The organism is Fluviicola sp. (assembly GCF_029266855.1).
Classification (GTDB): domain Bacteria; phylum Bacteroidota; class Bacteroidia; order Flavobacteriales_D; family Crocinitomicaceae; genus Fluviicola.
This window is the reverse complement of the sequence record NZ_JAQSWB010000004.1, coordinates 186728-200216: the sequence shown is the minus strand read 5'-3', so window position 1 is coordinate 200216 and position 13489 is coordinate 186728. Positions and strand designations below refer to the sequence as shown.

Sequence of the window (13489 nt, the reverse complement as noted above, 5' to 3'; positions counted from 1 at the left end):
CTACGTGTTTTTATTAGATTCTTTCTGATTATTATTCAATCAGGATTAACCTGGTTTCGTTTAAATCAGTATTCTCGTTGTAAATATGAATGAAGTAAGCTCCCGAAGCTAATCCCTCGCGTTTCAGCGATAACTCTTTTCCATCAGTTTTTACTCTTCGCACCAGTTTTCCTGCCGGATCAAGTAATTCAATCAAAGTGGCATCCTGTTCTTCGGAGAACTGAATAGTTAAGATTTCGGAAAAGGGATTCGGGAAAATGTCAATGTTCGTCTCAGCAAAAGTATTCACTCCAAGATTCGTAATACAAATTGTATCTGTGATGATGTATTCACAAGTTATGCATCCGCACCAGTAACATCCGTTTTGCGGAACTACCAAAGCACTGTCCTGCTCACTTAAAAGAACACCATCCCGATACCATAAATGCGACAAACAATCGTAACTGTTGCGAAGGGTAGTTCCATCGAAACTCAAATGAACCGGTTCAGCGTCATTGATGAAAAAATGAATCGTATCACTGTCGGTTTGACATCCAATCGGGTCAACATTATTCTCAACCCACACAGCCTGATCTCCCGGTGGTGTTCCATAATTGGATAGAACTGTCTGGTTCTCTGAAAACCAACTTCCATTTCTGTACCAGGTATTTGTAGCAGGAAACCAATAGGGAATCGGGTACCATCTCAAAGTCACCAAATCGCCGCAATCTACTGTGTCGGAACCGACCTCCATAACCATGTGGATCGGCGGATTTACACCAATTCTAAAGCTTTGACAGGAGCTTAGTATTTCACCTGACGGAGTTGTAATTGTCAATGAAACCTCGGTTGTAGTGTCGATTGTAAATGTGGTGTTTTGAGTTGTACTTCCTGTACTCCATAAATAGCTGCTCATTCCGGGAGCTCCCGTTAAAGTTATTTGATCACCGATACAAGCATAGGGAACATTCAGAATAGGATCCATTGTTGTTCCGATCGCATTTTCTGAAACAGGATAATGAAGTGGTGCAACAAATACGGAAACCAATTGAGTCAGTGTGTCCGAACCGCCGTACCCGCTCACATAAAGTTTGACGGGATATATGCCGGAATTCGAAAAACGATGTACTACCTGTTGCCCGACCGTATCAATTGTTCCGTTTCCGTCAAAATCCCAGGCGGCATAAAGTGAGTTCGGATCGCTTGCTTGAAATCCATATTTTCCGGTTCCTTTACAAAAAGAGGAATCAATCGTGAAAGATGCAAGCGGAATGGCTCCGCCCGGATGTGCCCCGCATCCGTTCGACTGCAGTAAAGTTGGTCTTAGCTGGATAAGAGCGGCTTGCATTCTGTCTGCCTGTCCCTGTGAAAATGATAGGGGACAAGAGGTATAGTCCATGTAATTTGGCAAATCCGCAACATCTCCGGAAAACGGGTTGAAACCTGAAGTATCACTCATTTCAGTATTACAGGAATTTCCCTGGCAGGCGGAATTGTCATTTGAATTGTCAGGTGGTGTGTCACAAACACGGTCCCCGTCCAGCAAACAATTGAAATTGGTACACGAATGGAAGGTATGATACAGGTTCAAATAATGCCCGACTTCATGCGCCAATAAGCTAGACACAAACAGGTTATAACGGCCCACGATACCATCTGTTTCTATCGGGCCACCGGGAAAAGTGGCATAACCGCCTACACCCAATGGATTTTGGAATGGGTCAACTGCAATGTTTCCTACGGTCCAAACGTTCAGGTATAGAAACGGATTCCACCTATTTTGTGTCTTGAAAGTCCAATCCTGAACATAATCATAATAATTGAGAGTCAAAATCGAAGAATAATCGTGTGTAATTCCACTTGTTGGATTCCCCCAGGGATCAACCGATGCCAAACAGAATTGAATATCTACCTGATGACCGCTTGCATCGAAAAATTGTCCCATATTCTGAAAACGTTGATTCAACTCGTCTACTGCCTGAATTACGGTCGCATCAGAAATGTTTTCAGGTCCGTTTTGATGCATGATGTGAAATACGATTGGGATGATATGGACCGTTTTTTCGTGGTTCGATGAGTCTGACGCCAGAAAGTGGTATAAGCGCTCGTTATTCTGATTTTCCTTTTCAAAGAATTCAGGGAATCGCTTGATTAAATGATCGTGGATTTGATCGGTACCGCAGTTTCCCGTTTGGGCAAATGAATTTTTAATTGCGAATAGTACAAGCAGGAGTAGAACTGTTTTCATAAATCTGTTTCTTCTGCTCTAGACTCCAAATAGGAACAGGCGGTTGCAGATCGGGGTGCAAATTTTACAACCCGACCTGATTCAAACGATAATCAAACCACCTTATAACGAGTTAATTGATGGTAGATGATACACCCGACACAAATCCCGAATCCCGATTCCAAAACCGCGAAGAGAAGTAATCCGGTACCAAGTAATAAGGAAAACCAGGGAATTTGAAGAAACATACCCACTGAGAATAGCGTAACAACAAACAATCCGACCTTTGCAGCAAACCTTTTTGGTGCCTCATTCGTTGCCTTGTAACCCAATTGAAAGTGAGAGACGGTTTTTCGGGCAATAAATTTCAAAGGAGAGAAATGGCTAAATCCAAATGCGCGAAAACCGAAATCAACTACTAACAGCATTGTGATATAAGGAATTTGGAAATACAATGCCGTTGCAGTTATAAAGATAACCTGCATTGCAATCAGCCGGATCACGATCTCATTAACCTGTTTGTCATTAACCGGACAACTTGAGCCTTCTTTCTCCATCAGATATTGGGTTGTGGCGTCAAACGCAAATAAGGTTTCACCTCCCGGAATCCTTTCGGGAATTTTCCGGGAATATCTTCTGTCTTGATAGCAGGGATGACTACAACGTCTTCACCGTGTTTCCAATCTGCCGGAGTTGCAACACTGTAATTTGCCGTTAATTGCAGGGAATCGAGAACTCGCAGAATCTCCTGAAAATTCCGGCCTGTTGAAGCAGGATAAGTGATCATCAGTTTGATTGTTTTATCCGGAGCAATAATGAACAGGGAACGAACAGTTAATGTTGCAGATGCATTCGGATGGATCATATCATACAATTCGGCAATCTTGCGATCTTCATCTGCAATAATTGGAAAATTGACTTCCGTATTTTGTGTTTCATTAATGTCCCTGATCCATTCATGGTGTGAATTCACCCCGTCGACAGAAAGAGCAAGTACCTTTGTATTCCTGGCGATAAATTCATTCGCTAGTTTGGCAGTTTTACCCAATTCTGTAGTACAAACAGGAGTAAAATCAGCAGGATGTGAAAACAAAATACCCCAGGAATCTCCTAAGAATTCATGAAAATCGATATCTCCGCTGCTGGTTTTTGCCGTGAAGTTTGGTGCTGTGTCGCCGAGTCTTAAAGCCATATTGCTGTGTTTTTTATTATTAAAATATATATTCTATAGAATAAGTAGGACAAATATAGGTGGAAATAATGAAACCAAAACAGACTAATTGAAAATTTTAGCAGTCCCTATCCAAATATGCTTAACTTTGCTTCATGATCGCTCCCGGTTCGAAAGGATGGATTGCTAAGTACTTACAACTGATAGAGTCAGGTGAACTTTCTATTGACCTGCAAAAGCCGGCAGATTTAACCCGCGCAGAATTCAATCATTACACACTTTCTCAAACGGGAATTATCTTTGGTTATCCTTCAAAATTGTTATTCGGAAAAAGCTGGAACATTTCCAAATGGACACACGACGAGCAGTTAACCGTTCTTCTCTTCGAATCGCTTTTGTTTACGCATTACAATATTCAGGGGAAAACAAAACTGCAACCGGAGGAGTTTTTGAATGATCTGCATATTTTCTACAAAAAACATCGTGTTCAATCACTTACTTCAGTTCTGACATTCTTCCTGAAGGAAAGTCCTTCCGAGAGGATCGAGCGTATTTTGGAGAAACGTACGGATGTTCCTAAGCATTTGATAAATACGAAATCCTGGATGAGTTATTTCAATAATTCATTCATCTACCTGGACGTTATTCTCTTCGAGGATTTTTTAAAGAATAAGCGACAACAAACGCTGGATTATCAGAAACTGGCACTTATGGCCTTGGGGATTATTTCTATTTCCGCCTATTCTGACGGAGAGATCCAGGATCATGAAAAGAACTTATTCAATACTTTTTTGCTTTCGGCAGATTTGGATTCCGATGAAAAGGAACTTGCGAAATTGCGTTTTAAAGAAGGGATCAGCCTGAACGAGCTAAATTCAGAGATGGTTGATTCATGGAATTTCAAACGCTATTTACTGGATCTTGCCGTCCTTACCATGCATATGAATCAGAATTCAAGGGAAACAGATCTTGAGACTTTGATCATGCTGAAAAAATGGATGAAGTGTTCGGAAAGGGATTTGGATGAGGCGATTTATTGCACCGACCAGTTTTTATTGGAAAATAATCACCAGGTTTCTTATTTGAACGATTCGAATTCGATGGAGTTAATGCTGGATAGTGTTTCCAAACGCTGGATCAAGATATTGGGAAGGAACAAAGATAAATTAGCTCAGGAAATTAAACAGAGCAAGGAACTGGTCTTTTTGATCCGGAAATCTGCATCCGAAGAATTGACTAAGGAAGAAAAAGAAAAGGTTAAAACGCAATTTATGGATATCGTAAAATCGATGCCTGCTTTAGCTATTTTTCTATTGCCGGGAGGAGCTTTGCTCTTACCGATCGTTTTGAAAATTATTCCTAACCTGGTGCCGTCAGCCTTTAAAGATAACGAACTGGAAGAATGACGAACTACAAAGCAATTTCTCGTTTCAAAGGTTTGAACACCCTGCGGTTTATCGCTGCTTTTTTGGTAGTGATCCACCATGCGGAGTCTTTAAGAAAAGATCATGGCTTACAAAATCATTTAAAGGATTTCGGATTGTTTCAAAACGGTACGCATGCCGTCAGTTTTTTCTTTGTTCTGAGTGGCTTCCTGATCACTTATTTATTGCTGAAAGAGCGGGAAGTAAAAAATGATATTTCCATTAAGCAATTCTATATCAAACGCGTTTTCCGGATTTGGCCCTTGTATTTTCTGATGGTCATTATCGGAGCAATTATTCAGCCGTATTTTATTGATTGGTTCAATATTCCTTACAAAATGCCTTATACTTTCGGGGAAACTTGGTACTACTTCGTTTTCTTTGTTCCGGGAATGGTGAATTACTTCTTTGGGAGTAACCTCCTTGAACCCCTTTGGTCTATTGGAGTAGAGGAGGTATTCTATCTTATTTGGGCGCCTCTATTCAAATGGCTGAAAAAACACGTGCTGAAATTGTTGCTTGGAGTTATTGCATTCAAATTGATCCTGATTAGCATTAATACTTATTGGGCATTACCGGGAGTTTTGAGTTATGTGATTCGCATTCACCAGTTTGAAGCAATGGCGATCGGTGGTTTGGGGGCTTATTTGGTGTTTAATTATGGAAGTCGGATTACTGTTTCTTGGATTTACAGCATTCCTTCACAACTCTTTTTCTATTCCCTGATACTCGTTTTTATTCTCTTTGGAGCAAATATCCACGCAGATCTTTGGTATTTCTTTTTCGGGAATCCGATCGTTTCAGCTATCGTTCCGAATGCCTTATTCCTTTACCTGATTATTGGAGTTTCGGTTGTGGATAAGAATTTGTTTACCCTGGAAAACCGCTTTTTTTCTTATCTCGGGGAAATCTCATACGGGATTTACATGTTCCATTTATTGATTCTTTCCCAAATCATTGAATTGGTAAAAGGCTTTGTTGCCGGTTCGGGAATGTGGTGGGAAAGCTTGTTTTACTATGGTATTGCCATTCCGCTGATCATTGGAGTTTCAGCGCTTTCTAAACGAACTTTGGAAGCTTATTTCGAAAAGAAGAAGCAAAAGGTGTTGCAGAAGATGAACCGCGAAGGCGCATAGAGCGCGAAGAATTAGACCATTGTTCAAGGAACTCTCTTTGCGTCCTTTGCTCCTTCGCTGTAGCTTCGGCGTAAGCGTTCAATCTTTGCGGTGAAAAATGCTAATCTTTGTGATAGAGGAAATAGTAGGCTTCTACATTATCCAGATACACCCCGTCAAAACCGGCATTCAGTAGTTTTTTGGTGTATGAATCGTCATTTCCGTATATGATTTCCTGCCATTCGTCTTTCCAGAATTTCACCCAGATCTCATCTTTGTATCCGTCATATTTTTTCTTCAGCCATAGCGGATGATGCAATCCCCAGGACTTTTTCCAGTAATAGCGGTATTTTTCTGCCGAACCGATGTTCATGTAGGAAATCACCAGGCGTTGTCCGCCGTTTAATTTGGTTTTAAGACTTGCTACGTCATCTGCGGTGAGCAAATCATCTCCAAAAAACGCATCGATTATCACCACATCGAAATTGGTTTGTTGAATAGCATTAAGGAATGTTGCTTTATCCGAATAATTATCCGTACTAATGAGATACAGGTAGTTTTGAGCCTGGGCTAAAGTTTGGATATTATTCGTGTTTTCATGATAAACTGTACTTGGGATGGCTTTATAATCATAGTTTGAAGTACTTCTTGGAAAAGCGATAAATTGATTCGCATCGGCCAGTTGAAAAGAATTCGGAGCGTTTGAATCAACATCTAAATAATCAGCAACCATCACTTTTAATGATGAGTTGACTTTTCGTAAGATTCCCAATCGGTAATCGTCGGGTGTATAAGCCTGATTATAGAATAATTCCTCCACTCCGTAGCCGTCAATAGCCTGAATCAGATTGGTGTTTAATCCCTTTTCCGGGTCGATATCAGTAAAGAGAATTTCTTCACCGTTTTGAGGAATGAGGATAAAATCCGGATCCTGGGAGCGGGCATATTCACTGATTGAAATAATGAAATCCTGCATTTTTACACCAGCCTTAATGGTCTTCTTCTCTTTGCAAGAAAAAAGGAACAGCATTCCGACAAGCAATAGAAATAGTTTCGACATAACTTCAATAATTAGTTCCGGTATTCATAAGTAAACTCATATTCCCGGACAGTATGGTTTCTTTTGTCTTGTAGACGAACGGTAGTTAGTAATCCATTATCTGAATAGAAGAATTCGTCCGTCTCATAGTGCTTCCCTTTTTCATCAAAACGATTTTCGATGCTGGAAATTAAATTTCCATTTTTGTCATAGCAATAGCTTGTTTTTACCTTGTGTTCATAGGTGCCAGGTTTGAATGCAAACTCAACGCGTTCTAAAGTTTCAACTCTTCCTTTGGGATCAAATTTAATTTCTTCGTAATAGGTAGTTTCCCTCCAATGGAAAGCAGGAACTTTCGCATGATATTTTGTAATCCAAATGGTATCCTGGTTGAATTGCGAAGTATCTATTGGCTTGGTAGAGGTAAACAAATCCAGTGTACATTCACCTTCTGTGTATGAACGAAAGCCCATATGTGATGTGATTTTTGAAATCGTATCTTCACTATGGAGAAATATATTCTTAATTGGATTTTCGGCTTTTGGAATGTAATTTACCTGCCCGACGAGTTTTCCATTTTCATCGTAATAGCGGTAAACAATTTCTTCTTCGGGTTCATAAACACCTAAAGCCTGGTTATATTGATAATCGTAATCGTTGGAGATGATTACTTGCCCCTTTTCATTGAAAACAGCATAAGAACTATCGGCATGTGATGAAGTTTGATTTGTTTTGTTCACCTGAATGGCCTTACGAACATGATTCTTTATCAAGGTCTTTCTGTCTAAAAAGTGAACAGCAACCTGGCAGTTGCAAATTGAAATGAACAAGAAAGAAATCAGAAAAAACAATCCTTTTTGCATGAAGAATGGATTTGAGTTTTGTTTTTAAATCGTTTTGCCATGGTTTAGCTTACCTGTTTCAGTAAGAACGTTCCAGGTAGCTTCTGCAGTATGGTTCCAGGAAAATAAAGCTGCCCGCTTAAGGCTTTTTTGTGCTAATTCTGCTTGTTTTTGCTCGTCTGAAGCAAGGTATATCATTGCTTTTGAAACTTCTTCTATATCGAAGGGATTGACATAGATTGCGGCTTCACCTGCTACTTCCGGCAGACAGGTTAAATTTCCGGCTATGATCGGCAAACCGCAGCGCATGGCTTCTACCAATGGAATTCCAAATCCTTCAAAATAAGGAATGTATGTCAGCGCAAAAGCTGCCCCCATCAGCTTATTTAATTCTGCCAGGGAAACATGACCGGAAAATAAAATGCGTTTTTTCAATTCTTCTGAAACTTCCGGAATGGAAGAAGCCTTATTTGCCCACAAACTTTCACCGACAATCAACAGATCGATATCCGGATTGACCTGTGCAAACTTGCCGAATGCTTCAATGAGACGTCCCACATTTTTTCTCGGATGAATTGCTCCAACGAAAATGAAATAAGGTCGGCCGCTTGTTTTTTCTATTCTGACAGTTTGAATCTCTTCAGCTTCTAAGGGCAAAAATGATTCGGAAGCACCATTCCAGGCTACGGTTATTTTCGAGGGTGAAATCCCGTAAGATTGAACAATGTCTTGTTTGGAATATTCGGAAACTGTCAGGATATGCGCAGCCTTTTTCGCAAACTTCGGAAAGTATTTGCGTAAATATCTTAAAGGACTTGCCGGAATATCCTCCGGATGGTGTTCGAAGTTCAGATCATGGATCACGCCAAGCTGCGGAACCGGTGACCTCAAAGACAAATATCCGTCCGGTGAATAGAAAACATCAATCCGGTATTTTTTCAATGCTCTTTTGATGGAATACTCGAACCACCAGACAAAGAGAATCGGATGTCGGGCAGGAGGAAACAACACAACCGGAGTTACATTTTTTGCAAAAATAAATTTCGGATCGAAAGGACGGTCGAAGAAGAACACGAATTCATGTTCCGGGTGTGCTTCCACCATGCGTTTTACCACTTCATAAGTGTACCAGCCGAAACCTTCCATTTTGGAAGACAATAAAAACCGTGTGTTTATTCCGATGCGCATCGGTTCCGAAGTTACAAACTACTTTGCGTTCTTTGCATCTTTGCGGTGAAAAATAAAAAAGTAACCGCAAAGAAAGAAGGTCGCGAAGAGTTCTTAAGCTCAAATTTGTTTTATTCTAAAAACAGTACTTTTAACTTCCGGATTGGTTTGTGAAAGGCTAAAATACCCCGGCTTCATTGTTTTAGTTTACCCTCGATGTAAGGATCTCAACCACATTTATCCAAAATATCCAAAATAATAAGCCGCCTTCTTTCCAACTTTTCCTAACTTCGCGGCATCTTATTGAAAATGAAGAATAGCGTTAAATATATTTTACAGAAATTATTGGGTCTAAATACCTATCTGTATGTCTTTGCGCTGTATAAAATCAAAACACTTCGTTCGGACAAAAAGGAAAACGATTTCTTCACCTTCTTATCATTATTGAAAGACGGTAAAGGAGATGTCCTGGATATTGGTGCGAATCTGGGAATTATGACCGTGCATTTGGCCAATAAACTTCCCAATACAACCATTCACGCCTTTGAACCCATGCCGGCAAACGTGAGCGTCTTAAAACGGATTATCGCGAAATTCAAACTAAAAACAACTAAAATCCATGAAATTGCATTGGGCGACGAATCGGGAACCGCTAAAATGGTGCTTCCGGTAAATGGTCAAACAGTGATGCAAGGTTTGAGTCACATCAAACACGAAACCATTACGGAATGGAATGAGGGGAAAGAAGTGGATGTGAAATTGGACAAATTGGACAATATATTAAACGGTCAGCCGGTTCAGGCAATTAAAATCGATATTGAGAATTTCGAGTATTTTGCTTTAAAAGGAGCAAGCCGTATCATTACATCCAATAAACCGATCATTTATGCCGAGCTTTGGAACAATGAGAACAGGGCTAAGTGTTTCGAGTATTTGAAATCATTCAGTTATTCTATTTTTGTAGGAGAGAACAACCAGATCGTTCCGTTTGATTCTTCTAAACATCACACACAAAACTTTATTTTCATCGCAGAATAACTACCGCTAATGCAAAAACTGTTTTTAAGAGGATTAGGCATTACGCTGTTGTTGAATTTACTGGTTAAACCCGCTACCATTTTCATGGTGGATATTAAAATGCAAAACGAATTGGGTCTCGATTCGTACGGCATTTTTCAAACCATGCTCAATTTCACTTTCTTATTCTCCATGCTGCTGGATATGGGAATCACCAATTTCATGACCCGGATGATCGCACAACATCCGCACATGATCCATAAATACAGCAATCGCTTATTTACTTTCCGTCTCATCTTAGTACTGGTTTATATTGTCTGGACTGTTTCCCTGTTCTTTATCCTGAGATTTTCAGTCGAATGGTTGTGGGTACTTGGTTTATTGATCATGCACCAAGTAAGTATCATAACCGTAAATTATGTGAGGGCTTATACAGGCGGTTTATTGAAATTCGGATTGGACGCAGTTTTATCCGTTGTTGAAAGATCGGTTTACTTCGTTTTCGGAAGTATTTTGATCTATACTACATTTGTAGAGCCTGTGACCTTGCAATGGTTCACCATCATTTTTGTGGGATCTTCAAGCATTTCATTAATTGTAGCAACCATCATTTATTTGCGTATCGTGGCATTGCCCAGATTGCACTGGGATTCTGATTTTTTTAAAGCTATTTTCAGGCAATCCTACCCCTATGCGATCCTGGTGATCATCATGATGCTCACATCGCGTTTAGACGCCGTGTTTTTAGAAAAATTGCATCCCGAAGGAACTTTTCAGGTGTCATATTATACGCAAAGCTTCAGATTACTCGATGCATGCTGGATGTTTGCGGTGCTGTTCGGAAGTATTTTGCTGCCTGTCTTTTCACGTGTACTGAAAGACAATGGCTCAACAACCGGAATTATGACCAGTGCTCTAAATATTTTGTTTTCCGGAGGGGTTTTGATGATCACACTAACTATCGGAATTAAAGAATTCTTATTTGATAAGTTGTACGACGATGCCAATTGGTATTCCTACAATGCCTGGATCTTCCATTCCATTACCTTTATTCCGATGTGCTTTACGGTCGTTTTCGGAACCCTGCTTACTGCCAACGGGTCACTCCGGATCCTGAATCAGATTGCTTTTCTTTCCCTGATCACCATGTCGGTTCTGAATGTGCTGTTAATTCCGTTCTTCGGTGCAGTGGGCGCAGCGATTGCTTCTTTAGTGGCCCAATCAACATTGGGAATTCTCCAATACTTGGTTGTCCGTTACAAAATGAAACACCGTTTGGCAACAAATACCTGGTTAAAGCTGATGGTCTTAAGCATATTCATGCTTGTGGCGATGTTCCTGGAAATCAAATTTAAGTGGAATCAATTATATTACGCTTTAGGAATCGGGACACTTTGGATCGTCCTTGTTTTTGGCCTGAAGATCATTGATTTGGTTCAGGTACTCAAAATGCTGAATAGTAAGGGAGAAAAGGCATAACATTAGAAAAGCTATCTGAGGTGGCAATAAGGAGAATCACTTATCCCTCGTCACTGCCGCACTAACGCTTACGCAGTAGCTTGTGCCATCGCTAAAGCTATTGGCGACATGCGATCAGCGTAGGCGCAACGTTTGTTGTGACTCAGTCTTTCCACCGCGGCGGACTATCGCTTTATCCCTCGTCACTGCCGCACTAACGTTTGTTGTGACTCAGTCTTCAAAAGCTATCGCTTTTTCTTATCTTTACACTGCATGATTGAAAACAAAGAAATTCTTGTTACCGGCGGAACGGGTTTTATCGGTTCGCATACCATTGTAGAGTTAGTTGAATTGGGTTATACCCCCATTGTTTTAGACAATTATTCCAATTCAAGTTCATCAATTATCAGGCAGATCAGTTTAATTACCGGAAAGAAGTGCATCTTTTACCAGGGTGATATGCGTGATAAAGTATTTTTGAAGTCGATTTTCACAAAACATCAACTAAGCGGGGTGATTCATTTTGCAGCATTTAAAGCAGTTGCAGAATCGGTGGAAAAACCTTTACATTATTACGATAACAACCTGGTTGCGCTTATCAATTTATTGGGATGTATGGAAGAGTTCCGCGTAAATAAGATCGTTTTCTCTTCTTCGTGTACGGTTTATGGTGTGGAAAACAGCCTGGAGCCGCTAACAGAACAAATGTCGGTAGGGAAACCGAATTCTCCTTATGGATGGACTAAATGGATGGGAGAACAAATGCTGGCAGACATTGCCGGCAAGAGTGATCTGCGACCGATCTTTTTACGCTATTTCAATCCGATCGGAGCACACCCAAGCGGAAAACTGGGTGAACTGCCACTCGGACCACCGAATAATGTACTCCCTTATATCACACAAACAGTTGCCGGGTTAAGAAAGGAACTGACCATCTTTGGAAAGGATTACGATACCCCGGACGGAACATGTGTGAGAGATTATATTCATGTGACGGATGTTGCAAAGGCGCATGTAAGAGCATTATCTCATTCCTTCAATTCCAATTTTGATGTATTTAATTTAGGTACTGGAAAAGGAACTTCTGTTCTTGAATTAGTCCGCTTATTTGAAAAGATTACCGGGAAGCCGGTGAATTATCAGTTCGGACCCAGAAGACCCGGTGATGTAGACGCTTTATTTGCAGATGTTTCAAAAGCAAAGAAATTTTTAAACTGGAATGCCGAAAGAACCATCGAAGATGCTATTTTAGATGCCTGGAAATGGGAACAATATCGCTTGGAAAATGAAATTTCTTAAATTATTAGCAGTCTTTCTCCTGATATCTTTTCACGGATCGGCACAGCCCATCGGGAAGGATTCTATTCTTGTTTCCCGGCACCGCCCCGGAATTTTTTGGTATAATACAGGCTGGAGACCGGCAAGACCCGGTAAATTGAGAAAATACGACCGCCTTATTCTCGACGTAACTTATAACCAATTATTAAAATCCGGTGGTATTCAGTCAAACCCATGGAGATCTTTCGGGTGCAACATCAATACCATGTGGGACATTCCCATCACGAACGGGAATACGGTTTCTCTCGGAATTGGATTAGCATATAAATATCAAAAAACCGGCCCGAAAGGATTATTCTTTGCGGATAGCACCAATTCTTATACCCGCTATTATGCAGATTCAAGTTATGCAGATTACCGTAAAAACACTTTCGGGAATCATATTTTGGCAATCCCAATAGAATTCAGATTCCGAAGCCGCAAATGGCAGCATTTCAAAATGCATCTCGGCGGTTCCGTGGGTTACAGACTCCAGACTTTCCAAAAAGTATGGCCCGAGGGCAAATACAAGGGAAGAAAAGATACCGGTTTACCGGATAGAAATCCTTTGGTTTATGGCGTTCATATGCGTATCGGTATTCGAAATTGGGCTTTGTTTGCAGATTACACATTGGCTCCTCAATTTAAGGGGGATAAGAGTGATAAAATCAATGCATTAGCTTTTGGGGTATCACTTTCAATTTTTTAATTACATTGTCAAATAAAAATTCAT

12 protein-coding genes are annotated in these 13489 nt (G+C 40.4%); 6 read left to right on the top strand and 6 right to left on the bottom strand.

Translation table 11 applies throughout. The annotated features are described in order from the left end of the window. Positions 1 to 31: 31 nt before the first annotated feature. The 3 genes from K0S23_RS11160 to K0S23_RS11150 form a co-directional block, all read right to left on the bottom strand. Positions 32 to 2227, bottom strand: a complete 2196-nt coding sequence (locus K0S23_RS11160) for a M43 family zinc metalloprotease (RefSeq protein WP_300357218.1) — start codon at positions 2225 to 2227, stop codon at positions 32 to 34. Positions 2228 to 2319: 92 nt separating this feature from the next. Further along, the gene (locus K0S23_RS11155) at positions 2320 to 2763 is read right to left on the bottom strand and encodes a DUF4395 domain-containing protein (RefSeq protein ID WP_300357215.1); all 444 of its coding nucleotides are present in this window, start codon (positions 2761 to 2763) and stop codon (positions 2320 to 2322) included. Next, complete coding sequence (locus K0S23_RS11150; RefSeq protein ID WP_300357212.1) at positions 2763 to 3398, bottom strand: peroxiredoxin; 636 nt, start codon at positions 3396 to 3398, stop codon at positions 2763 to 2765. The genes K0S23_RS11155 and K0S23_RS11150 overlap by 1 nt, the downstream gene beginning before the upstream one ends. Before the next feature lie 134 nt (positions 3399 to 3532). On the opposite strand from K0S23_RS11150, the gene K0S23_RS11145 reads away from it, so the two are divergent. Continuing rightward, positions 3533 to 4783 (top strand): LETM1-related biofilm-associated protein, encoded by a 1251-nt coding sequence (locus tag K0S23_RS11145; protein ID WP_300357209.1) that lies wholly within the window; start codon positions 3533 to 3535, stop codon positions 4781 to 4783. Further along, positions 4780 to 5937 carry an acyltransferase gene (locus K0S23_RS11140; RefSeq protein ID WP_300357206.1) on the top strand — a complete coding sequence of 386 codons (1158 nt, stop codon included), beginning with the start codon at positions 4780 to 4782 and terminating at the stop codon, positions 5935 to 5937. The genes K0S23_RS11145 and K0S23_RS11140 overlap by 4 nt, the downstream gene beginning before the upstream one ends. 100 nt (positions 5938 to 6037) lie before the next feature. On the opposite strand, the gene K0S23_RS11135 is transcribed toward K0S23_RS11140, so the two are convergent. The 3 genes from K0S23_RS11135 to K0S23_RS11125 are packed head-to-tail and all read right to left on the bottom strand — an operon-like array spanning position 6038 to position 8985. Next, positions 6038 to 6976 (bottom strand): endo alpha-1,4 polygalactosaminidase, encoded by a 939-nt coding sequence (locus K0S23_RS11135; protein ID WP_300357203.1) that lies wholly within the window; start codon positions 6974 to 6976, stop codon positions 6038 to 6040. 11 nt (positions 6977 to 6987) lie between these two features. Next, a complete protein-coding gene (locus K0S23_RS11130) occupies positions 6988 to 7818 on the bottom strand; it encodes a hypothetical protein (RefSeq protein WP_300357201.1) in 831 nt (276 codons plus the stop codon). Between the two features lie 24 nt (positions 7819 to 7842). Continuing rightward, a complete protein-coding gene (locus K0S23_RS11125; protein ID WP_300357199.1) occupies positions 7843 to 8985 on the bottom strand; it encodes a glycosyltransferase family 1 protein in 1143 nt (380 codons plus the stop codon). A 288-nt stretch (positions 8986 to 9273) separates the two neighbouring features. Between K0S23_RS11125 and K0S23_RS11120 the strand changes: the two genes are divergently transcribed. From K0S23_RS11120 to K0S23_RS11105, 4 genes are all read left to right on the top strand, one after another. Further along, positions 9274 to 10002, top strand: a complete 729-nt coding sequence (locus K0S23_RS11120) for an FkbM family methyltransferase (protein WP_300357197.1) — start codon at positions 9274 to 9276, stop codon at positions 10000 to 10002. A 9-nt stretch (positions 10003 to 10011) separates the two neighbouring features. After that, the gene (locus K0S23_RS11115) at positions 10012 to 11460 is read left to right on the top strand and encodes an oligosaccharide flippase family protein (RefSeq protein ID WP_300357195.1); all 1449 of its coding nucleotides are present in this window, start codon (positions 10012 to 10014) and stop codon (positions 11458 to 11460) included. Positions 11461 to 11712: 252 nt separating this feature from the next. Further along, complete coding sequence (gene galE, locus K0S23_RS11110; RefSeq protein ID WP_300357193.1) at positions 11713 to 12738, top strand: UDP-glucose 4-epimerase GalE; 1026 nt, start codon at positions 11713 to 11715, stop codon at positions 12736 to 12738. Continuing rightward, the gene (locus K0S23_RS11105) at positions 12725 to 13465 is read left to right on the top strand and encodes a hypothetical protein (protein WP_300357191.1); all 741 of its coding nucleotides are present in this window, start codon (positions 12725 to 12727) and stop codon (positions 13463 to 13465) included. Before galE ends, K0S23_RS11105 begins: the two co-directional genes overlap by 14 nt. The last annotated feature ends 24 nt before the right edge of the window (positions 13466 to 13489 follow it).